The 21,208-nt window shown below is 70.5% G+C and carries 19 protein-coding genes; 12 read left to right on the top strand and 7 right to left on the bottom strand.

What is annotated here, in order from left to right:
* The first annotated feature begins 42 nt into the window (after positions 1–42).
* Positions 43–1,080 (top strand): class I SAM-dependent methyltransferase, encoded by a 1,038-nt coding sequence (locus OHU35_RS11760; RefSeq protein WP_189724615.1) that lies wholly within the window; start codon positions 43–45, stop codon positions 1,078–1,080.
* Between the two features lie 69 nt (positions 1,081–1,149).
* Here the strand turns inward: OHU35_RS11760 and OHU35_RS11755 are convergent, their stop codons facing one another.
* Positions 1,150–2,349, bottom strand: a complete 1,200-nt coding sequence (locus OHU35_RS11755; RefSeq protein ID WP_189724614.1) for a bifunctional adenosylcobinamide kinase/adenosylcobinamide-phosphate guanylyltransferase — start codon at positions 2,347–2,349, stop codon at positions 1,150–1,152.
* A 221-nt stretch (positions 2,350–2,570) separates the two neighbouring features.
* Here OHU35_RS11755 and OHU35_RS11750 point away from each other — a divergent pair, with 221 nt between their 5' ends.
* Positions 2,571–2,783, top strand: coding sequence for a hypothetical protein (locus OHU35_RS11750; protein WP_189724613.1), 213 nt, complete (start codon positions 2,571–2,573; stop codon positions 2,781–2,783).
* A gap of 39 nt (positions 2,784–2,822) precedes the next feature.
* Here the strand turns inward: OHU35_RS11750 and OHU35_RS11745 are convergent, their stop codons facing one another.
* A complete protein-coding gene (locus OHU35_RS11745; RefSeq protein ID WP_189725037.1) occupies positions 2,823–3,527 on the bottom strand; it encodes a bifunctional 2-polyprenyl-6-hydroxyphenol methylase/3-demethylubiquinol 3-O-methyltransferase UbiG in 705 nt (234 codons plus the stop codon).
* Between the two features lie 80 nt (positions 3,528–3,607).
* Complete coding sequence (locus OHU35_RS11740; protein WP_189724612.1) at positions 3,608–4,207, bottom strand: DUF3043 domain-containing protein; 600 nt, start codon at positions 4,205–4,207, stop codon at positions 3,608–3,610.
* 305 nt (positions 4,208–4,512) lie between these two features.
* On the opposite strand from OHU35_RS11740, the gene OHU35_RS11735 reads away from it, so the two are divergent.
* The 5 genes from OHU35_RS11735 (at position 4,513) to OHU35_RS11715 (ending at position 10,876) form a co-directional block, all read left to right on the top strand.
* Positions 4,513–5,316 carry a PspA/IM30 family protein gene (locus OHU35_RS11735; RefSeq protein ID WP_189724611.1) on the top strand — a complete coding sequence of 268 codons (804 nt, stop codon included), beginning with the start codon at positions 4,513–4,515 and terminating at the stop codon, positions 5,314–5,316.
* Between the two features lie 23 nt (positions 5,317–5,339).
* Complete coding sequence (locus tag OHU35_RS11730) at positions 5,340–5,618, top strand: PspA-associated protein PspAA (protein ID WP_189724610.1); 279 nt, start codon at positions 5,340–5,342, stop codon at positions 5,616–5,618.
* Between the two features lie 75 nt (positions 5,619–5,693).
* On the top strand, positions 5,694–6,914 hold the full coding sequence (locus OHU35_RS11725) for a sensor histidine kinase (protein WP_189724609.1): 1,221 nt from the start codon (positions 5,694–5,696) through the stop codon (positions 6,912–6,914).
* The gene (locus tag OHU35_RS11720; protein ID WP_189724608.1) at positions 6,911–7,594 is read left to right on the top strand and encodes a response regulator transcription factor; all 684 of its coding nucleotides are present in this window, start codon (positions 6,911–6,913) and stop codon (positions 7,592–7,594) included. Before OHU35_RS11725 ends, OHU35_RS11720 begins: the two co-directional genes overlap by 4 nt.
* 159 nt (positions 7,595–7,753) lie before the next feature.
* Positions 7,754–10,876 carry an efflux RND transporter permease subunit gene (locus OHU35_RS11715; protein WP_189724607.1) on the top strand — a complete coding sequence of 1,041 codons (3,123 nt, stop codon included), beginning with the start codon at positions 7,754–7,756 and terminating at the stop codon, positions 10,874–10,876.
* 78 nt (positions 10,877–10,954) lie between these two features.
* On the opposite strand, the gene nadA is transcribed toward OHU35_RS11715, so the two are convergent.
* Positions 10,955–12,139 (bottom strand): quinolinate synthase NadA, encoded by a 1,185-nt coding sequence (gene nadA / locus OHU35_RS11710; RefSeq protein WP_189724606.1) that lies wholly within the window; start codon positions 12,137–12,139, stop codon positions 10,955–10,957.
* Positions 12,140–12,421: 282 nt separating this feature from the next.
* Between nadA and OHU35_RS11705 the strand changes: the two genes are divergently transcribed.
* Entirely contained in the window at positions 12,422–12,778 is a 357-nt protein-coding gene (locus OHU35_RS11705; protein WP_189724605.1) for an iron-sulfur cluster assembly accessory protein, read from the top strand.
* Positions 12,779–12,873: 95 nt separating this feature from the next.
* On the opposite strand, the gene OHU35_RS11700 is transcribed toward OHU35_RS11705, so the two are convergent.
* Positions 12,874–14,853: a hypothetical protein gene (locus OHU35_RS11700; protein ID WP_233878785.1), complete on the bottom strand. Its 1,980-nt coding sequence runs from the start codon at positions 14,851–14,853 to the stop codon at positions 12,874–12,876.
* 145 nt (positions 14,854–14,998) lie between these two features.
* Positions 14,999–15,208, bottom strand: a complete 210-nt coding sequence (locus OHU35_RS11695) for a hypothetical protein (protein ID WP_189724603.1) — start codon at positions 15,206–15,208, stop codon at positions 14,999–15,001.
* 132 nt (positions 15,209–15,340) lie between these two features.
* Here OHU35_RS11695 and OHU35_RS11690 point away from each other — a divergent pair, with 132 nt between their 5' ends.
* Positions 15,341–16,315, top strand: coding sequence for a carbohydrate kinase family protein (locus OHU35_RS11690; protein WP_189724602.1), 975 nt, complete (start codon positions 15,341–15,343; stop codon positions 16,313–16,315).
* 71 nt (positions 16,316–16,386) lie between these two features.
* Here the strand turns inward: OHU35_RS11690 and OHU35_RS11685 are convergent, their stop codons facing one another.
* A complete protein-coding gene (locus OHU35_RS11685) occupies positions 16,387–17,766 on the bottom strand; it encodes a cysteine desulfurase/sulfurtransferase TusA family protein (protein ID WP_189724601.1) in 1,380 nt (459 codons plus the stop codon).
* 266 nt (positions 17,767–18,032) lie between these two features.
* Between OHU35_RS11685 and coxB the strand changes: the two genes are divergently transcribed.
* From coxB to OHU35_RS11670, 3 genes are read left to right on the top strand one after another with little or no spacing between them, the layout of a single operon-like run.
* Entirely contained in the window at positions 18,033–18,998 is a 966-nt protein-coding gene (coxB, locus tag OHU35_RS11680; RefSeq protein WP_189724600.1) for a cytochrome c oxidase subunit II, read from the top strand.
* A complete protein-coding gene (ctaD, locus tag OHU35_RS11675) occupies positions 18,995–20,731 on the top strand; it encodes a cytochrome c oxidase subunit I (RefSeq protein ID WP_359895470.1) in 1,737 nt (578 codons plus the stop codon). Before coxB ends, ctaD begins: the two co-directional genes overlap by 4 nt.
* Positions 20,728–21,126 carry a cytochrome c oxidase subunit 4 gene (locus OHU35_RS11670; RefSeq protein ID WP_189729201.1) on the top strand — a complete coding sequence of 133 codons (399 nt, stop codon included), beginning with the start codon at positions 20,728–20,730 and terminating at the stop codon, positions 21,124–21,126. Before ctaD ends, OHU35_RS11670 begins: the two co-directional genes overlap by 4 nt.
* Positions 21,127–21,208: the final 82 nt, after the last annotated feature.

Here is a 21,208-nt window from a genome sequence, read left to right as displayed (position 1 = left end):
GTCGTACGTCCCTGCCGTACGCCTCGCGCCCGGGAGCCGCCCATGCCCGAACTTCCCGCCCCCTCCGTCCCCCAGGCGACCGCGCCGGTGCACGAACCGCGCCGCGAGGACTGCCCCTGGTGCGGCTCCGGCCGGCTGCGCAACCGCCTGCGCACCGGTGACCTGCGCCAGTACAAGCCGGGCAACTTCACCGTCGACGACTGCCGCGACTGCGGCCACACCTTCCAGAACCCCCGCCTCACGGCCGAGGGCCTCGTCCACTACCACCGGACCGTGCGGGGAGCGCCGAGGGACTCCACGGCCGACGCCCTCGTCGCCCTGCGCGGCAGCCGGCAGCGCCACCGGTCGGCCGCGCGGGCGATGCGGGGGTTCGGGGAGCCGGAGAGCTGGCTGGACGTGGGGACGGGCCAGGCGCTCTTCCCGGCGACGGCCCGGGAGTTCTTCCCGTACACCTCCTTCGACGGCCTGGACGTCACCCCGAGCGTGGCCCGGGCCGTCTCGGCCGAACGCGTCGAGGAGGCCCACCTCGGCCGTCTGTCGGACCCCCGGATCTCGGGCCCGCTGCGCGCCCGCTACGACGTGGTCAGCATGCTCCATCACCTGGAGGGCGCCCCCGACCCCCGCGCGGAACTCCACGCCGCCCTCCGCGTCCTGCGCCCCGGCGGCCACCTGCTCATCGAGACCCTCGACCCCCGCAGCGTCTTCGCCGCGCTACTGGGCCGCTGGTGGCTCCCCTACGACCAGCCCCGCCACCTCCACCTGCTGCCCCCGCGCAACCTGCGGGCCGAACTGGAGACGACCGGCTGCACGGTCCTCACCCTCGACCACCGCCCCACCCACATCCCCCACGACCTCTCCGGCGCGACGTCCCTGGCCCTCTCCCACGCCCTCCCCGCCCCGGACACCCCCTGGCGCGCCATCCCCCCACCCCCCTTCCAGCGCCACGCCCGGGAGGCCCTCCTACGAGCGGGCCTCCCGCTGGTGGGGATGGCGGCGCTGGCGGACCACCTCCTCGCCCCGGTCGCCCGCCGCACGCGCTTGGCGAACACGTACCGCCTGATCGCCCAAAAAGCCCCCTAGTAGCGAAGCCGAGAGTGGGGGAGGCACCTCGTCGCGCCGAGCCGCGCACCCACCGGGCCTCAGCCCCTGTCACCCCCGCAGCACCACCGCCTGCCCCGCCACCACCAACAGCACCTGCTCACACTGCTCCGCGAACCCCGCGTTCAGCCGCCCGAGTTCATCCCGGTACCGCCGCCCCGACGCGGTCGCCGGCACGATCCCCGACCCCACCTCGTTCGACACCGCGACAACGGTCCGCCGGCTCGAGCGCACCGCCTCCGTCAACTCCCGCACCCGCTCCCGCAGCGCCTTCTCCCCGCGCTCCGCCCACACCGCGTCGTCCCACGCCCCGACGGAGTCCATCGCGTCCGTCAGCCACAACGACAGACAGTCGACCAGCACCGGCGGACCCTCTTGCGCCAGCAGCGGCACCAGATCGCAGGTCTCCACCGTCTGCCACGACCCCGGCCGCCGCTCCCGATGCGCGGCCACCCGCACCGACCACTCGGTGTCCCCGTTGCGCGACCCGCCCGTCGCCACGTACAGCACGTCGGGAAAGGCCTCCAACCGGCGCTCGGCCTCCACCGACTTGCCCGACCGCGCCCCGCCCAGCACCAGCGTGCGCCGCGGTACGTCCGGCACGTCCTCGTACGCCCCCACCGACAGCGTCGCCCCGTCCGGCACCGCCCGCGCCCCGGCCGCCGCGAGCCGCCGCCCGAGCTCCGGGCCCGGCGGCACGTCGTGGTCCAGATGGACCGCGACCACATCGGTCGTCGGCCCCACCGCCCCCACCGCCCGCAGCTTCGCCAGCGCGTCCGGCCGCCCCGTGACATCCGCGAGGACCATGTCGTACGGCTCGGCCGGCTCCGCGAGCCCCGCCGGCGCCCCGCCCGGCGGCAGATACAGCAGCCGCTGCCCCGCCGGCCCGGTCACCGCGTACCCCGTGCCCGGCGCGTCCATCGCCACCGCCCGCACCCGGTGCCCCGTCAGCAGCGTCAACTCTTGCCGGTCCGGCACCCGTCCGGGCTGAGGCACCCCGGCGGGCACCTCGACCGCGGGCCCGTCGTGCGGATGCGACAACAGCACCTGCCGCACGCCGGTCAGCGAACGCCCCGCCCGAGCCGCCGCGAACGCCGCTCCGGGCGTCAGATCGAGCAACAGCGCCCCGTCCAGAAGCAACGCGGTGGCCGCCCGCGCGTCCGCCCCGAGAGCGGCCGCACAAGCCGCACAGGGACAATCGGGGCGGGGAAGCCCCGCAGGAGCGCCGGTACCAAGCAGAGTGAGTTCCACGCCCCGATTCTCACCCGTGGCCATGCCTCATGCGTGACGGAGACGCACCTAAGGGGCGTGGGGAACCGCGCGACCAGCCCGATACCACCCGCACGCGCCCACAACGCGCACTCCCGCGACGCCTATAACGCCCGACCCGGCGGAGCGCTTACGCTCGGGGACAGGAGCCGGACCAAGATCCGGCTCCTGCTGTGCAGTGTGCTCACACATGGGAGGCGTACATGGCGGCATGGACGTGGCGGTTCGAGAAGACCGACGGGACGGAGGTCCAGCCCGCGGTGCCGCCGGAGGACTTCCCCACCCAGGGGGACGCCGAGTCCTGGATCGGGGAGCACTGGAAGGCCCTGCAGGAAGGCGGTGCCGACCAGGTGCGGCTGTTCGAGGACGCCACGGAGATCTACGGGCCGATGAGCCTGCACGCGGCCGAGGCGTGAGCCCGGGGCGGGGGCCGACGGCCCCCGCCCACCCCCTCGTCAGCCCCGCACACCGCACAGGTGCAGCAGCGCCGCCACCCCGCGGTACGGATCCGTCCGCCCGGCCCTCTCCTCCACCGCGAGCAGCGTCTCGACGGCGCCCGGGACCTCCGCGCCGTCCGCCGCCGTGTCCGTGAACACGCGCACCCCGTACCAGGCGTGCAGCGGCGCCCCGATCCCCGCGAGCGTCGAGGTCAGATCCTTCAGCCGGTCGGCCCGTACGTCGAGCCCCAAGCGGTTGCGGTAACTGGTCGTGTCGAAGGCGGTCAGCGCGTCAGCCCAGGCGCCGGACAGCCCCGGCCGCAGTGCGAGCGCGTCCCCGTTGCGCACGAGCAGGGACAGCAGTCCGCCGTGCGCGAGCATCCGGGCGAGACCCGCCAGCAGCGGGTCGGGCTCCTCCACGTACATGAGCACGCCATGACACAGCACCACGTCGAAAGCGCCCGGCAGGAAGTGCACACCGGTGTCCCGGCCGTCGCCCTCGATGATCCGCATCCGCTCCCGGATGCCCTCGGGTTCCCCCGCGAGGGCATCCCGGGCCACGGCGATCATCTTCGGGTCCTGCTCCAGGCCGGTCACCTGGTGCCCGGCCCGGGCCAGCCGCAGCGCCTGCGTGCCCTGGCCCATGCCCACGTCGAGCACCCGCAGCCGCTTCCCCACCGGGAAGCGCCCGGATATCTGTTCGTCCAGTTGCCGGGCGACCAGCTCCTGCCGGACCACATCGCGCAGCCCGCCAAGACCGGTCACCCAGGCATCCGCCGCGCTCTCGGAAAACGGCGTCGTGGTCAGGGCCGCTCTCCGCGCTTGACCTGCGGCTTCGGCAGCCGGAGCCGGCGCATCTGGAGGGAGCGCATCAGGGCGTAGGCGACCGCGCCACGCCTGTTCTCGCCGGCGAACCGCTCGGCCAGCTGCTTCTTCAGACGGAAGGCGGAGACGAACGAGTCGAGCACGATCAGCACGATCACCACGAGCCACAGCAGCAGCGCGACGTTCTGCAGCGAGGCCACACGGACCATGCTCAGTACGAGGATGACCACGGCCATCGGCAGGAAGAACTCCGCGATGTTGAACCGCGAGTCGACGAAGTCGCGCGCGAACCGGCGGACCGGTCCCTTGTCGCGGGCGGGCAGATACCGCTCGTCACCGCTGGCCAGCGCCTGGCGCTGGCGCTCCATCGCGGTACGGCGCTCCGCGCGCTGTCGCTTGGCGGCCTCCTTGCGCGTCGTCGACGTGTTGGCCACGCTGCGGCGCTGGGACTGGGCCTGGCTGCGCTTGGGCGTGGGGCGGCCCTTGCGGGCCTCGGGGTGACGGGGCTGACTGGAGTCGGTCTCCGGCGCCTTCACGGCGGCCTGGGCCTTCTCATCCTTCGCACGGCTACGGAACACAAAACCCAAGGGTAAGGGCTTCCGGGCATGGACCCCAGTCCCGTGGGGAACGATCCGGCAACACCAGTCGTCTGTATGGGGACAGAGGGGACGTTGTGTACGGCTCCGGTCGTTCCCCGGGATGTACGCCTCCGGTAACCCCGGGGATCACCTACTCCCTACGCCGGAGCGGGGTCGTCCACAGTCGTCCTTGGGGATGAGCGCATCCGTCCCCGAACAGTGCGGTAATGGATGCAGGGCCCGTACTGTGGGTTCTGTCGCAGGAGCTGGAGCCGGAGTCGGTCAGAAGGGGGCGCGCGAAGCCCATGAGCGGTGTCATGAAGCGTATGGGGATGATCTTCCGCGCGAAGGCGAACAAGGCCCTTGACCGGGCCGAGGACCCGCGCGAGACCCTCGATTACTCGTACCAGAAGCAGCTGGAGCTGCTCCAGAAGGTGCGCCGCGGAGTCGCCGACGTGGCGACCAGCCGCAAGCGCCTGGAGCTGCAGCTCGCCCAGCTGAACAAGCAGTCCTCCACGCTGGAGGACCAGGGCCGCAAGGCGCTCGCGCTGGGCCGTGAGGACCTGGCGCGCGAAGCGCTGTCCCGCCGGGCCGCCCTGCAGCAGCAGGTGACCGACCTGGAGACCCAGCACGCGACGCTCCAGGGCGAGGAGGAGAAGCTCACTCTCGCGGCCCAGCGGCTCCAGGCCAAGGTCGACGCCTTCCGTACGAAGAAGGAGACGATCAAGGCGACGTACACGGCGGCGCAGGCGCAGACGCGGATCGGCGAGGCCTTCTCCGGCATCTCGGAGGAGATGGGCGACGTCGGCATGGCGATCCAGCGCGCCGAGGACAAGACGGCACAGCTCCAGGCGCGCGCCGGCGCGATCGACGAGCTGCTCGCCTCCGGGGCGCTGGACGACCAGTCCGGGATGCACAAGGACGACATCCAGGCCGAGCTGGACCGGCTCTCCGGTGGTACGGATGTAGAGCTGGAACTGCAGCGGATGAAGCAGGAGCTGGCCGGGGGCCCGGCCGCCGGGCAGCAGGCCATCGAAGGTGGCACGAGCCAGTCGCCGCAGCAGGACCGGCAGCAGCCGCAGGACACCCCGCGCTTCGACAAGCAGTAGGGGCCCACGCCTAGGAGGGCGACATGATCGTACGGATCATGGGGGAGGGCCAGGTGAGGCTGGCCGACGGCCACCTCACCGAACTGAACAAGCTGGACGACGAGCTCCTGGCCGAAATGGAGAACGGCGACGGCCCGGCCTTCCGCCGCACCCTCCAGGCCCTGCTGACCAGGGTCCGCGACCTCGGCGAACCCCTCCCGGACGACTCCCTGGAACCATCGGAACTGATCCTCCCGTCTCCGGACGCGACCCTGGAAGAGGTCAGGGACTTCCTGAACGACGACGGCTTGATCCCGGGCTGAGCCGGCGCCGATGCCGAGCACCTCACACCCGGCCCCCATATCCGCGTACACCCCGCCCGGCTAACGTAATCAGCCGTGAGCACCCTCCAAAGGGCCAAAGTCCAGGCCAAGGCGCACCCCCTCGCCGTGGACGCGGTCCTGGCCGCAGGGGTCCTGGCCTGTATGGTCGCCGGCTCCTTCGTGGAGCCCCGGCACCGCGACACCGTCAACTGGGTCCTGCGCACCCCCGACCCGCTCAGCCTCGTCCTCATGGTCCTCGGCGCCGCCGCCCTGGTCTTCCGCCGCCGCGCCCCCATGACGGTCCTGGCCCTCACCGGCACGTTCTCCGTCATCGAGTCCGTCACCGGCGACCCCCGCGCCCCCGTCGCCATGTCCGCGGTCATCGCCCTGTACACCGTCGCCTCCACCACCGACCGCCCCACCACCTGGCGGGTCGGGCTGCTCACCACGACCGTGCTGACCGGCGCCGCCATGGCCGCCGGCCCCCTGCCCTGGTACGCCCAGGAGAACCTCGGCATCGTGGCCTGGGCCGGCATCGGCGCCACCGCCGGCGACGCCGTCCGCAGCCGCCGCGCCTTCATCCAGGCCATCCGGGAACGCGCCGAACGTGCCGAACGCACCCGCGAGGAGGAGGCCCGCCGCCGGGTCGCCGAGGAACGCCTGCGCATCGCCCGGGACCTGCACGACGTCGTCGCGCACCACATCGCCCTGGTCAACGTCCAGGCCGGCGTCGCAGCCCACGTCATGGACAAGCGCCCCGACCAGGCCAAGGAGGCCCTCGCCCACGTCCGGGAGGCCAGCCGCTCCGCCCTCAACGAACTGCGGGCCACCGTCGGCCTGCTCCGGCAGTCCGGCGACCCGGAGGCCCCCACCGAACCCGCCCCCGGCCTGGACCGCCTCGACGAACTCGCCGGCACCTTCCGCAACGCCGGACAACGCATCGAGGTCGCCCGCACCGACCAGGGCACCGCCCTGCCCGCGGCCGTCGACCTGGCCGCCTACCGGATCATCCAGGAGGCCCTGACGAACGTGCAGAAACACGCCGGGCCGCACGCCAAGGCCGAGGTCAGCGTCGTACGGGTCGGACCGAACATCGAGATCACCGTGCTCGACGACGGCAGCGGCGAGGACGCGGACCCGGGCAGCGGCGGCGGACACGGCCTGCTCGGCATGCGGGAGCGCGTCACCGCCGTGCGCGGCACCCTCACCACCGGTCCCCGCTACGGCGGCGGCTTCCGCGTCCATGCGATCCTGCCGGTCAAGAACCGCACACCGACCGGGGAGGACCCCGCATGACCATCCGTGTCCTGCTCGCCGACGACCAGGCGCTGCTGCGCAGCGCCTTCCGGGTGCTCGTCGACTCCGAGCCCGACATGGAGGTGGTGGGGGAGGCGTCCGACGGCGCGGAAGCGGTGCGGATGACGAAGGAGCAGCACGCGGACGTCGTCCTCATGGACATCCGGATGCCCGGCACCGACGGTCTCGCCGCGACCCGCATGATCAGCGCCGACCCCGAGCTCGCCGACGTCCGCGTGGTCATCCTGACGACGTTCGAGGTCGACGACTACGTGGTGCAGTCGCTGCGCGCCGGCGCCTCCGGCTTCCTCGGCAAGGGCTCGGAGCCCGAGGAACTGCTGACCGCCATCCGGACCGCGGCCGGCGGCCAGGCCCTGCTGTCCCCGGCGGCCACCACGGGCCTCATCGCCCGCTTCCTCGCCCAGGACCCGGCCGACGACGGCGACCGCGACCCGGCCCGCGCCGAGCGGCTCGACTCGCTCACCGGGCGGGAGCGCGAAGTGCTCGTCCAGGTCGCCGGCGGGCACTCCAACGACGAGATCGCCGAGCGTCTCGAGGTCAGCCCGCTGACGGTGAAGACGCACGTCAACCGGGCCATGGCCAAGCTGGGCGCCCGGGACAGGGCCCAGCTCGTGGTCACCGCGTACGAGTCCGGCCTGGTCCGTCCAAGGGTGGAGTGAGCTCGACCCGGGTGTACTGCGCCCGGAGTATGCGCGGCATAAGGAAATGGACCTGGGGCCTACGAATCCGGGGTCCCCGATGGCTCAGGGTGTTAGGGCGGGTGCTCATCTGCGCGCTCGCTGCCGCTTCTGCCGCTAACAGAAGAGAGACCCTCACCCATGTCCTGGCTGTCGAAATTCAGCCTCGCGCAACGGGCCCTGATAGGGCTGATGTCGATCATCGCGCTCGTCTTCGGGGCGATCGCGATACCCCAGCTCAAGCAGCAGCTGCTGCCCACCATCGAACTGCCCATGGTGTCCGTGCTGGCGCCGTATCAGGGCGCGTCACCGGACGTGGTCGAGAAGCAGGTCGTCGAACCCATCGAGGACAACCTCGAATCCGTCGACGGCATCAGCGGCGTCACCTCCACCGCCAGCGAGGGCAACGCCGTGATCATGGCGTCCTTCGACTACGGCAACGACACCAAGCAGCTCGTCGCCGACGTCCAGCAGGCCGTCAACCGGGCCCGCGTCCAGCTCCCGGACGACGTCGACCCGCAGATCGTCGCCGGTTCCACGGACGACATGCCGACCGTCGTCCTCGCCGTCAGCTCCGAGCGGGACCAGCAGGCCCTGGCCGACCAGCTCGACAAGACCGTCGTACCGGACCTCAAGAGCATCGACGGCGTCGGCCAGGTCACCGTCGACGGTGTGCGGGACCTCCAGGTCGCCGTCACCCCCGACAACGCGAAGCTCGCGAAGGCGGGCCTCACCCCGCAGTCCCTCATGCAGGCGCTCCAGGCGGGCGGCGCCACCGTCCCGGCCGGCTCCTTCGACGAGGACGGCGCCAACCGCACGGTCCAGGTCGGCGGCGGCTTCACCTCGCTGAAGCAGATCCAGGACCTGATGGTCACGGGCGAGCCCGGCGGCAAGGGCGAGCCGGTGCGCCTCGGCGATGTCGCCACGGTGAAGCAGCAGGAGGCCCCGGCCGACTCCATCACCCGCACGGACGGCAAGCCCAGCCTCTCCGTCGCCGTCACCATGGACCGCGACGGCAGCGCGGTCGCGATCTCCGAGGCCGTCCAGGACAAGCTCCCGGACCTGCGCAAGGACCTCGGTTCCGGCGCGAGCCTCACGGTCGTCAGCGACCAGGGCCCGGCGGTGTCGAAGTCCATCAAGGGCCTGACCACCGAGGGTGCGCTCGGTCTGCTCTTCGCGGTCCTGGTGATCCTGGTCTTCCTGGCCTCGATCCGCTCGACCCTCGTGACCGCGGTCTCCATTCCGCTGTCCGTGGTCCTCGCCCTGATCGTGCTGTGGACGCGCGACCTGTCGCTGAACGTCCTGACGCTGGGCGCGCTGACGATCGCCATCGGCCGGGTCGTCGACGACTCGATCGTGGTCCTGGAGAACATCAAGCGGCACCTCGGCTACGGCGAGGAGCGCCACTCGGCGATCCTCCAGGCCGTCCGTGAGGTCGCGGGCGCGGTGACGTCCTCGACGCTCACCACGGTCGCGGTGTTCCTGCCGATCGGCCTGGTCGGCGGCATGGTGGGCGAGCTGTTCGGCTCGTTCAGCCTGACGGTGACCGCCGCGCTGCTGGCGTCCCTGCTCGTCTCCCTGACGGTCGTACCGGTGCTGTCGTACTGGTTCCTGCGTCCCCCGAAGGGCACCCCCGAGGACGCCGACGAGGCGCGCCGGATCGCGGAGGAGAAGGAGGCCAAGAGCCGCCTCCAGCGCATCTACGTCCCGGTCCTGCGCTTCGCGACCCGCCGCCGCCTCACCAGCGTGGCCATCGCCATCGCCGTCCTCGTCGGCACGTTCGGCATGGCGCCGCTGCTGAAGACGAACTTCTTCGACCAGGGCGAGCAGGAAGTCCTCAGCGTCAAGCAGGAGCTGAAGCCCGGCACCAGCCTGGCGGCGACCGACGCCCAGGCGAAGAAGGTCGAGCAGCTGCTCGCCGACACCAAGGGCGTGAAGGACTACCAGGTCACGATCGGTTCGTCCGGCTTCATGGCCGCCTTCGGCGGCGGCACGGACACCAACCAGGCCTCGTACCAGGTGATGCTGGACGACTCGGTGCCGTTCGAGGACGTCCAGGACGACATCGAGAAGGGCCTGGCCGGTCTCAAGGGCATCGGCACGACCACCATCGCCGCCGGTGACGGCTTCGGCAGCCAGGACCTCAGCGTCGTGGTGAAGGCCGCCGACTCCGACGTCCTGCGTACGGCGTCCGAGGAGGTCCGCAAGACGGTCGCCTCGCTCGACGACGTCACGGACGTCACCAGCGACCTGGCGCAGAGCGTGCCGCGCATCTCGGTGAAGGCCAACGACAAGGCGGCCGCGGCCGGCTTCAACGACCAGACCCTGGGCGCCGCCGTCGCGCAGGCGATCCGCGGCACCAACGCGGCCAAGGCGACCCTGGACGACAGCGAGCGCGACGTCGTCATCCGTTCGGCCGAGCCCGCGCGGACGCTGAAGCAGCTCCAGGACCTGCGCCTGGGCGCGGTGAAGCTCGGCGACATCGCGACGGTGAAGCAGGTCGACGGGCCGGTGTCCATGACCCGGATCGACGGCCAGCGCGCGGCCACCATCAGCGCGAAGCCGACCGGTGACAACACGGGCGCGGTGAGCACGAAGCTCCAGTCCGAGATCAGCGCGCTGAAGCTCCCGGAGGGCGCCACGGCGTCGATCGGCGGCGTCTCCGAGGACCAGGACGAGGCGTTCGCCAACCTGGGCCTGGCGATGCTGGCAGCCATCGCGATCGTCTTCATGCTGCTGGTCAGCACCTTCCGGTCCCTGGTCCAGCCGCTGATCCTGCTCGTCTCCATCCCGTTCGCGGCCACGGGCGCCATCGGCCTGCTGATCGCCACCGGCACCCCGATGGGCGTCCCCGCGATGATCGGCATGCTGATGCTGATCGGCATCGTGGTGACGAACGCGATCGTGCTGATCGACCTGATCAACCAGTACCGCAAGCAGGGCTACGGCGTGGTCGAGGCCGTGATCGAGGGCGGCCGGCACCGGCTGCGCCCGATCCTCATGACCGCTCTGGCGACGATCTTCGCCCTGCTGCCGATGGCCCTCGGCATCACCGGCGAGGGCGGCTTCATCGCCCAGCCGCTGGCCGTGGTCGTGATCGGCGGTCTGGTGACGTCGACCCTGCTGACGCTGCTGCTCGTGCCGACGCTGTACGCGATGTTCGAGCTCCGCAAGGAGCGCCGGGCGAAGAAGCGGGCAGCGAAGAAGGGCCTTCCGGCCCAGCGCACGGAGACGGCCGAGGAGCCGGAGCCCGCGCAGGTCTGACCCTCGTACGGCACTCCCGTACGACGCAGGAGGCCCCACCCGGACACCGGGTGGGGCCTCCGTCGTGCGGAAGGACCGTTACGGCAGCGCCAGCATCCGCTCCAGTGCCAGCTTCGCGAACGCCTCCGTCTCCTTGTCCACCTCGATGCGGTTGACGAGGTTGCCCTCGGCCAGGGACTCCAGGGCCCAGACCAGGTGGGGGAGGTCGATGCGGTTCATCGTCGAACAGAAGCAGACCGTCTTGTCGAGGAAGACGATCTCCTTGCCCTCCGGTGCGAAACGGTTCGCCAGACGGCGGACCAGGTTCAGCTCCGTGCCGATGGCCCACTTGGAGCCGGCCGGCGCGGCCTCCAGGGCCTTGATGATGTACTCCGTCGAGCCGACGTAGTCCGCCGCGGCCACGACCTCGTGCCGGCACTCGGGGTGGACCAGGACGTTCACGCCCGGGATGCGCTCGCGCACGTCGTTCACCGAGTCGAGGCTGAAGCGGCCGTGGACCGAGCAGTGGCCGCGCCACAGGATCATCTTCGCGGCGCGCAGCTCGTCGGCCGTCAGACCGCCGTTCGGCTTGTGCGGGTTGTAGAGGACGCAGTCCTCCAGGGACATGCCCATGTCCCGCACGGCGGTGTTGCGGCCGAGGTGCTGGTCCGGCAGGAAGAGGACCTTCTCGCCCTGCTCGAAGGCCCAGTCCAGGGCCCGTTTGGCGTTCGAGGAGGTGCAGATCGTGCCGCCGTGCTTGCCCGTGAACGCCTTGATGTCGGCGGACGAGTTCATGTACGAGACGGGCACGACCTGCTCGGCTATCCCGGCCTCGGTCAGCACGTCCCAGCACTCGGCGACCTGCTCGGCCGTCGCCATGTCGGCCATCGAGCAGCCGGCGGCCAGGTCGGGCAGGACGACCTTCTGATCGTCGGAGGTCAGGATGTCCGCGGACTCGGCCATGAAGTGCACACCGCAGAACACGATGTACTCGGCCTCCGGGCGGGCGGCGGCGTCCCGGGCCAGCTTGAAGGAGTCTCCGGTGACATCGGCGAACTGGATGACCTCGTCGCGCTGGTAGTGGTGGCCGAGCACGAAGACCTTGTCCCCGAGCTTCTCCTTGGCCTTGCGGGCGCGCTCCACCAGGTCCGGGTCGGACGGCGAGGGCAGGTCGCCGGGGCACTCCACGCCGCGCTCGCTCCTGGGGTCGGCCTCACGGCCGAGGAGCAGCAGGGCGAGGGGCGTCGGCTGTACGTCGAGCTCCTGGGGCTGGGCGGTGGTCACGACACGCACCCTTTCTGTTCCGCGACTTTTCGTCGATTTGACGCTATCTATCATAACCGCTTCACGTCACGTTGACGATGGCCATAGCGTCTGTGTGACGTGAATCCCGGTGAGTCGCCGTTCATTCCCGGGAAGACCGGGAAAGAGCCGTTTTCCGGTTCCCGGCGTGTGTGCGAGCATGAAACCGAGCCGTAAATCGAGCGCCCGGCCCGGAATGAATCCGCGGCCCCGCCGGTTGGACCCGTCGGCAAGCAGTCTCCGTACAACCCGGGAGAGATGTAGATGTCCGTATCGGACGAGACCACCACCGTCAGCGACGGCATCATCCTGACCGACGCCGCCGCGGACAAGGTCAAGACCCTGCTCGACCAGGAAGGCCGCGAGGACCTCGCGCTGCGCGTCGCCGTCCAGCCCGGCGGCTGCTCCGGTCTGCGCTACCAGCTCTTCTTCGACGAGCGTTCCCTCGACGGCGACGTGGAGAAGGACTTCGGCGGTGTGAAGGTCGTCACCGACCGCATGAGCGCCCCGTACCTGGGCGGTGCCACGATCGACTTCGTGGACACCATCGAGAAGCAGGGCTTCACGATCGACAACCCGAACGCGACCGGCTCCTGCGCCTGCGGCGACTCCTTCAGCTGAGCCTGCCGGGCCGCCACCGGCGGCAGCGGACATGACGAAGGCGGCGGCCCCCTCCGACGGGGCCGCCGCCTTCGCGCTGGGTACCTGCCCGGGTACTACCGCTCCCGCGTCGGGGGAGCCGGCAGCCGTGCGCCCTCCTTGGCCAGCGGGACCCCCTTGCCGTCCGAGCCCACGACCGCACGGTCGCCCAGCGGCTCGTCGAGCCGCACGGTCTCCTGGAACTGCTTCGCGATCATGATGCAGACCTTGTCCGGCCACGCGGTCGAGGTCACCTCGACCGTCACCTCGCCGCCCTTCTCGCTCGCCTTCACGTCGTAGTCGGCGCACACCCCGCCCGTGAAGGTCACGGTCAGCTCGTCACCCTCGGCCCGGTAGCCGTCCACCTCTACGTTGCGCGGCCCGGGCGCCGACGTCGGCTTGTCACTCGGCTCGCTCGGCGTGGAGGACGTCAGGTACTTCGGGTCGACCGCCGGGTACGTCACCGTGAACGGGTCCTTCGCACCCGGCGCCGTCACCTCGAACAGCCAGGACGGCACCAGCGCCTGGCGCCCGTCCACGAAGTGCGAGGCCAGTCCGAACACCGCGTTCTCCACCGTGACCGCGTCCTGCTCGGGAGCGCCGCTCGCCGACGATCCGCAGGGCTGCTCCAGCCGGTCCTTCAGCGGCACCGGGCTCGCGCAGCCGCCGATGCCCATCCGGTGGTCGCTCTTCGGCCGGGTCTCCATCAGCTCCAGCGCCTTCTTGGCACTGACCACGGGGTAGGTGTCCCCCTTGGCCGGCGCCTTCAGCTGACCGCTGCCGCCGACGACCTCGCCGTCGGAGCCGACGGTCACTCCGGTGGTCCAGCCGTGCGTCGGCAGTCCGCCGACCTCGGGAGCGGCGTTCACCACCCGCTGGGCGCCCATGATCTGGCTCGCGTCGAGCTTCGCGTCGTCCTGACCCAGCGCCTTCAGCACCGGCGCCGCGGCCTTCTCCGCCGCCGCCTCGCTCACCGGGGTGCCGCCGGACTGCGGAGCCGTGCAGGTGTCGGTGCCCTTGCAGTTGTCGGTGCCCGGGGCATAGCGGTTGAACGTCCAGGCTCCCGGCGCCTGCTTGTTCACCTGGAGGCTCGGCCCGGAACCGTCCTGACCGGCCCCGACCTTCCAGGCCTCGCCCTGTGCCACCGGCGACCCCTCGACCCCGAGGGCCTTCGCCAGCCGGGCCACGTCCTCCTTGGTGACCTCGCCCCGCGCCCGGTACACCGGGGCTTCGCCGGGTCCGTCCGGCAGCGTGCCGCCGAGCCGGTAGGTGGCGCCGTAGGGGTTGGGCTCACCGGGTGCGATGCCGTTCTGGCCGCCCGCCGTGGATTCCGAGTACCCGTCGAGCGCGAGCGGCGGGGGAGTGTCGTCACCGCCGGGCGCGCCGGACGTCTGTCCACCGCCCGACCCGTCGGCCACGTTGGTGGCGAGCCAGGCCCCGCCCCCGCCGATCAGCAGCACGGCGGCGGCGACGGAGGCGATGATCGCGGGCGTCCGGGGCCGCCCGCCGCCCGAGTGGACCAGGTCCTCCTCATCGCGGGGCAGGTCGCTGTCCGGCACCCCGGCGGCTGCCGCGCCTGCTGCCCGGTCCGGGGCCGGGCCGGCTTCGTCGACGCCGGTGCTCTCGGTGCCGGCTTCGGGTTCCGGGACGGATGCGGCCTTCGCCGTGTCGTGGTCCTCCTGGGCGCCGGAGGCCTCAGGAGTCTCAGGAGTTTCAGGAGCCTGGCCGGCCTCAGGAGCCTGGCCGGCCTCAGGGGCCTGCTCCGTCTCAGCGACCTCGGGCGTGTCGGCCTCACGGGACTCGGCGGCCGGGGTCTCGGAACCCTGGCCGGCCTCGGCGTCGTCGCCGGAATCGGTGGACCCGGCGGCCTCCGCCCCGTCCACGGCGTCCGCCGACCCCGCGTCCTCCGAACCCGCCTCCGTCTCCGTCTCGTCCCGCGCGTCCGCCGAACCCCGTTCACCGTCGGAGACGCCCCCGATGTCCCGGGCAGGGTCGGCGGCTCCGGTGCCGCCCGCTTCCCTGGCGTCGTCGTCGTTGTCGGGTCGCTCGGTGTTCACCGCATCGCTCCTTCGGCTGCACAGCTGTCCCATGGGACCCGGACCGGTCACACACGGGCCGCTGGTGGGTCGTATCCCGCCTCCCCTTTACGGGGGACAGCGATGGGACGCAGCGGGGGAGCACACGGTTCCCGCAGGGGCCCGTTCAGTCCCCGTAGTCCGACATGGCGTCGAGCAGCCGGGCCGACGCCGGGGGTACCGTCACACCATGGATCAGGGCCGGGGAGACCGGCCGGGAGGCGATCCGGTCGGGAGCCGCCCAGTGGGGAGCCATCCGCGCCCCGTCACCCGGCAACGACGCCAGATCGCCTTCGAGATCGACCGGAACGGGTGCCTGGACCTTGAGGTTCGTCATAGCGGCACCGTAGGCACGCTCGAGCTCGCGGAGAAAGATCTACTATCGGGTAGTTTCGTTGCCTTCAGAGCTGCCCCGCCCACCCGATAGCGTGAAGTGTCAAGGCCCGCCTCCCTCAGGAGAATCCACGCCGTGCGCATCGCAGTCACCGGCTCCATCGCCACCGACCACCTCATGACCTTCCCCGGTCGCTTCGCCGACCAGCTCGTAGCGGACCAGCTGCACACGGTCTCGCTGTCGTTCCTGGTCGACAAGCTCGACGTCCGCCGCGGCGGCGTCGCCGCGAACATCGCGTTCGGCATGGGACAGCTCGGCACCCGGCCGATCCTGGTCGGCGCCGCGGGCGCGGACTTCGACGAGTACCGCGCCTGGCTCGACCGGCACGGCGTCGACACCGACTCCGTCCGCATCTCCGACACGCTGCACACCGCCCGCTTCGTGTGCACCACCGACTCCGACCACAACCAGATCGGCTCCTTCTATACGGGCGCCATGAGCGAGGCCCGCCTCATCGAGCTGAAGACCGTCGCCGACCGGGTCGGCGGACTCGACCTGGTCTCCATCGGCGCGGACGACCCGGAGGCGATGCTCCGCCACACCGAGGAGTGCCGCTCCCGGTCCATCCCGTTCGCCGCCGACTTCTCCCAGCAGATCGCCCGGATGGACGGCGAGGAGATCCGCATCCTGCTGGACGGGGCGACGTACCTCTTCTCCAACGAGTACGAGAAGGGCCTCATCGAGACCAAGACCGGCTGGAGCGACGCGGAGATCCTGTCCAGGGTGGGCCACCGTGTGACCACCCTCGGCGCGCGCGGCGTCCGTATCGAGCGGGTCGGCGAGGACCCGATCGAGGTCGGCACGCCGGACGAGGAGCGCAAGGCCGACCCCACGGGCGTCGGCGACGCCTTCCGCGCGGGCTTCATGTCGGGCCTCGCCTGGGGTGTCTCCCTGGAGCGGGCCGCGCAGGTCGGCTGCATGCTGGCGACTCTCGTCATCGAGACGGTGGGGACGCAGGAGTACCAGCTGCGGCGGGGGCACTTCATGGAGCGGTTCACCAAGGCGTACGGGGATGAAGCGGCGACGGAGGTTCAGGCGCACCTCGCCTGAGATCCGGCTGTTCGCCTGCGGGTGCGTGGGGGCTGGTCGCGCAGTTCCCCGCGCCCCTAAGAGCAGGGCGTTCAGCTCACCCGGCGGACCGTGTACGCCGTTCCTCTGTCCGCCGGTTCCTCGCCCACGTACTCCTGGTTCCGCATCTCGCACCACGCCGGGATGTCCAAGCGGGCCGCCTCGTCATCCGACAGGACCCGGACCAGGCCCCCCACCGGCACATCGCCGATGACCTTGGCGAGCTCGATGACCGGAATCGGGCACCTCTTGCCCAGAGAGTCCACGACAAGGACGTCCGCCTCCCGCACCACCACCTCGGAGACCGGCGCCCCCAGCTTCTCCCGGACGCCCGCCACGGCCCTCGGCAGAACCTCCAGGAAGCGCTCCACGTCCTCCTCCGCCGCTCCCAGCGGCAGCGACACCCGCACATTGCCCTCGCTCAGCACGCCCATCGCCCGCAGCACATGGCTCGGCGTCAGCGTGCTGCTCGTGCAGGACGATCCGGACGAGACCGAGAACCCCTCCCGGTCCAGCTCGTGCAGCAGCGCCTCTCCGTCGACATAGAGACAGGAGAAGGTGACGATCCCGGGCAGCCGGCGCACCGGATCCCCGACCACCTCGACATCGGGCACCAGCCCCGGCACCCGAGCCCGGATCCGCTCCGTCAGCTCACGCAGCCGCGCGGCCTCCCCGGCCGCCTCCGCCCGTACGGCCCGCAGCGACGCCGCCGCGGCCACGATCGCCGGGATGTTCTCGAAACCGGCCGCCCGCCCCGACTCCCGCTCGTCCACCGGCCCTTGCGCCGAGAACCGCACCCCCTTGCGCACCACCAGCAGCCCGACCCCCGACGGCCCGCCCCACTTGTGCGCACTGGCCGCGAGCAACGACCAGTCCCCTTCCACCGGCCCCCACCCGAGCGACTGCGCGGCATCCACCAGCAACGGCACCCCGGCGCCCCGGCACAGCTCAGCCACCGCCGCGACGGGCTGCTCCGTCCCCACCTCGTGATTGGCCGACTGGAGACAGGCCAGCGCCGTGTCCCCGCGCAGGGCATCGCCGTACGCCACCGGATCCACCGCCCCGCCCCGGTCGACCGGCACCTGGGTGACGGACCCGCCGTCCGCCTCGTGCACCTCGGCCGAATGGAGTACCGAAGAATGTTCGACCGCTGACACGATCAGGTGGCGCCCGGCCCGCCGCCGCCCGGCCAGCGCCCCCGCAACCCCCGCATGCACGGCACGCGTTCCGGACGAGGTGAACACCAGTTCGTCCGCCCGGCATCCCACCGCCTCGGCAGCAGCCTCCCGAGCGGCGTCCAGCAGCATCCGGGCCCGCCGCCCCTCCCTGTACAGCCGCGCGGGATCCGCCCACCCTTCGTCGAGGGAGGCCAGCAGAGCCTGCCGGGCAACAGAATGAAGCGGAGCAGCGGAAGCAGCATCGAAGTAGGCCACACGCCAACGCTAGATCGTCCAGCACCGAGACGTCCCAAAAGGGGCGCGGGGAACTGCGCGAGCGACCACAGTGAAGGCCGCACCCGCCAAACAAGCGAACACCCCGACTCAGTAGGCACCCCTCCTCGAGAACCCCCGGAGGGCGTCGGCTAGGGTTTGGTCCGCATAAACATCCAAACCCCTGCCCGACGCAGGGCGGCGACCGACCAGCGAGAAGGCCAGGCCGCAGCCGATCCGCGCGGGCGAGACTCTCGGGAAGGCGCTACGTGAGTCCCAACGGCTCCGACCGCTCGCCGCGGCGCCCGATGCGGCGGAAGCTGCTGCAGGCACTGACCGCGGGCCTGGTCTTGGCGACAGCCACCGGTTGCTCGTACAACTGGGAAGACTTCCCCCGCCTTGGTATGCCCACCCCGACCACGGAAGAGGCTCCGCGGATCCTCTCCCTGTGGCAGGGGTCCTGGGCGGCTGCGCTCGCCGTTGGCGTGCTGGTGTGGGGTCTGATCCTGTGGAGTGCATTCTTCCACCGGCGCAGCCGCACCAAGGTCGAAGTTCCCCCACAGACCCGGTACAACATGCCCATCGAGGCGCTGTACACCGTGGTCCCGCTCATCATCGTCTCGGTGCTGTTCTACTTCACCGCCCGCGACGAGTCCGAGCTGCTCAGCCTCAAGAAGAAGCCCGACGTCACGGTCAACGTGGTCGGCTTCCAGTGGAGCTGGTGCTTCAACTACATCGAGCCCGTCGCGGGTTCCACCGGTGACGCCAAGACCTCCAAGGACCTGGACGCGATTCCGGACCGGTTCAAGGACGACTTCCCGGCCAACGCCGGCGGCGCCTACGACTGCGGCACCCCCGGTACGCGGAACCCGCAGACGGGCAACCCGGGCCCGACCCTGTGGCTGCCCAAGGGCAAGACGGTCCGCTTCGTCCTCACCTCGCGTGACGTCATCCACTCCTTCTGGGTGGTGCCGTTCCTGATGAAGCAGGACGTCATCCCGGGCCACACCAACGCCTTCGAGGTGACCCCCAACAAGGAGGGCACCTTCATGGGCAAGTGCGCCGAGCTCTGCGGCGTCGACCACTCTCGGATGCTGTTCAACGTGAAGGTCGTCTCCCCCGAGCGTTACGAGCAGCACCTCAAGGACCTCGTGGACAAGCAGCAGAACGGTTACGTTCCTGCCGGCATCGCGCAGACGAGCCACGAGAAGAACCGGGAGACGAACAACCTGTGAGCATCCTCAACGAACCCCAGGGTGCCGCGGCAGCAGGGTCCCACTATGCGGACGAGTTGCCGGTCAGGCGCCAGAACCGCGGCAGTGTCGTGGTCAAGTGGCTGACGACGACGGACCACAAGACGATCGGCACGATGTACCTGATTACATCGTTCGCCTTCTTCGTCATCGGTGGCGTGATGGCGCTGTTCATGCGCGCCGAGCTGGCCCGGCCGGGTCTGCAGATCATGTCGAACGAGCAGTTCAACCAGGCGTTCACGATGCACGGCACGATCATGCTGCTGATGTTCGCGACGCCGCTGTTCGCCGGCTTCGCGAACTGGATCATGCCGCTGCAGATCGGCGCGCCCGACGTGGCGTTCCCGCGGCTGAACATGTTCGCCTACTGGCTGTACCTGTTCGGCTCGCTCATCGCGGTCGGTGGCTTCCTCACCCCGCAGGGCGCGGCCGACTTCGGCTGGTTCGCCTACAGCCCGCTCTCGGACGCCGTCCGCAGCCCGGGCATCGGCGCCGACATGTGGATCATGGGTCTGGCCTTCTCCGGCTTCGGCACCATCCTCGGCTCGGTCAACTTCATCACCACGATCATCTGCATGCGCGCTCCGGGCATGACGATGTTCCGCATGCCGATCTTCGTGTGGAACGTGCTGCTGACCGGTGTGCTGGTCCTGCTCGCCTTCCCGGTCCTGGCGGCCGCGCTGTTCGCCCTGGAGGCGGACCGCAAGTTCGGCGCCCATGTCTTCGACTCCGCCAACGGCGGGGCGTTGCTGTGGCAGCACCTCTTCTGGTTCTTCGGGCATCCAGAGGTGTACATCATCGCGTTGCCGTTCTTCGGCATCATCAGTGAGGTCATTCCGGTCTTCTCCCGTAAGCCGATGTTCGGTTACACGGGTCTGATCGGGGCGACGATCGCGATCGCGGGCCTGTCCGTGACGGTGTGGGCGCACCACATGTACGTCACCGGCGGTGTGCTGCTGCCGTTCTTCTCCTTCATGACCTTCCTGATCGCGGTCCCGACCGGTGTGAAGTTCTTCAACTGGATCGGCACCATGTGGAAGGGCTCGTTGTCCTTCGAGACACCGATGCTCTGGGCGACCGGCTTCCTGATCACCTTCACCTTCGGTGGTCTGACCGGTGTCATCCTGGCCTCGCCGCCGATGGACTTCCACGTCTCCGACTCGTACTTCGTGGTGGCCCACTTCCACTACGTCGTCTTCGGCACCGTGGTCTTCGCGATGTTCTCCGGCTTCCACTTCTGGTGGCCGAAGTGGACCGGCAAGATGCTGGACGAGCGCCTCGGCAAGATCACCTTCTGGACGCTGTTCATCGGCTTCCACGGCACGTTCCTGGTCCAGCACTGGCTGGGTGCCGAGGGCATGCCGCGTCGTTACGCGGACTACCTCGCGGCCGACGGCTTCACCGCGCTCAACACGATCTCGACGATCAGCTCGTTCCTGCTCGGCATGTCGATCCTGCCGTTCTTCTACAACGTGTGGAAGACGGCCAAGTACGGCAAGCCGGTCGAGGTCGACGACCCGTGGGGCTACGGCCGCTCCCTGGAGTGGGCCACCTCCTGCCCGCCGCCGCGCCACAACTTCATCACCATGCCGCGGATCCGCAGTGAATCCCCGGCGTTCGACCTGCACCACCCGGAGATCGCCGCTCTCGACCAGCTCGAGAACGCGGGCCACGGAGACAAGGCCCTCGCTGGCGGCAAGGAGGCCGGCAAGTGAAGATCCAGGGCAAGATGTTCATGTGGTTGAGCTTCTTCGTCCTCGTCATGGCGGTCGTCTATGGCGTGTGGTCGAAGGAGCCGGCCGGTACCACGGCCCTCTTCCTGACCTTCGGCCTGTGCATCATGATCGGCTTCTACCTCGGCTTCACGGCCAGGCGGGTCGACGTGGGCGCGCAGGACAACAAGGAGGCGGACGTCGCGGACGACGCCGGCGAGGTCGGGTTCTTCAGCCCGCACAGCTGGCAGCCGCTCTCCCTGGCCATCGGCGGCGCCCTGGCCTTCCTGTCGGTCGCCATCGGCTGGTGGCTGCTGTACTTCTCGCTGCCGATCGTCCTGATCGGCATCTGGGGCTGGGTCTTCGAGTACTACCGCGGTGAGAACCGCACCCAGTAACACGCGCCGAGCGCTTCAGGGGCCCGGACACTCCGAGAGGAGCGTCCGGGCCCCTGCTTCTTGCCGCAATCTGCGTCACTCG

Origin of the sequence: Streptomyces purpurascens (genome assembly GCF_045040895.1) — a bacterium.
In the GTDB taxonomy this organism is placed as follows: domain Bacteria; phylum Actinomycetota; class Actinomycetes; order Streptomycetales; family Streptomycetaceae; genus Streptomyces; species Streptomyces purpurascens.
The sequence above is the reverse complement of the archived record's forward strand: the minus strand, read 5'-3'. Positions and strand labels throughout refer to the sequence as shown.

What these genes read in the sequence shown, in the direction of transcription:
- OHU35_RS11695 (WP_189724603.1), bottom strand. Translation starts at nt 15,208, where the DNA reads ATGACGAACCTCAAGGTCCAGGCACCCGTTCCGGTCGATCTCGAAGGC.
- OHU35_RS11705 (WP_189724605.1), top strand. Translation starts at nt 12,422, where the DNA reads ATGTCCGTATCGGACGAGACCACCACCGTCAGCGACGGCATCATCCTG.
- OHU35_RS11760 (WP_189724615.1), top strand. Translation starts at nt 43, where the DNA reads ATGCCCGAACTTCCCGCCCCCTCCGTCCCCCAGGCGACCGCGCCGGTG.
- OHU35_RS11715 (WP_189724607.1), top strand. Translation starts at nt 7,754, where the DNA reads ATGTCCTGGCTGTCGAAATTCAGCCTCGCGCAACGGGCCCTGATAGGG.
- OHU35_RS11720 (WP_189724608.1), top strand. Translation starts at nt 6,911, where the DNA reads ATGACCATCCGTGTCCTGCTCGCCGACGACCAGGCGCTGCTGCGCAGC.
- OHU35_RS11730 (WP_189724610.1), top strand. Translation starts at nt 5,340, where the DNA reads ATGATCGTACGGATCATGGGGGAGGGCCAGGTGAGGCTGGCCGACGGC.
- OHU35_RS11750 (WP_189724613.1), top strand. Translation starts at nt 2,571, where the DNA reads ATGGCGGCATGGACGTGGCGGTTCGAGAAGACCGACGGGACGGAGGTC.
- OHU35_RS11735 (WP_189724611.1), top strand. Translation starts at nt 4,513, where the DNA reads ATGAGCGGTGTCATGAAGCGTATGGGGATGATCTTCCGCGCGAAGGCG.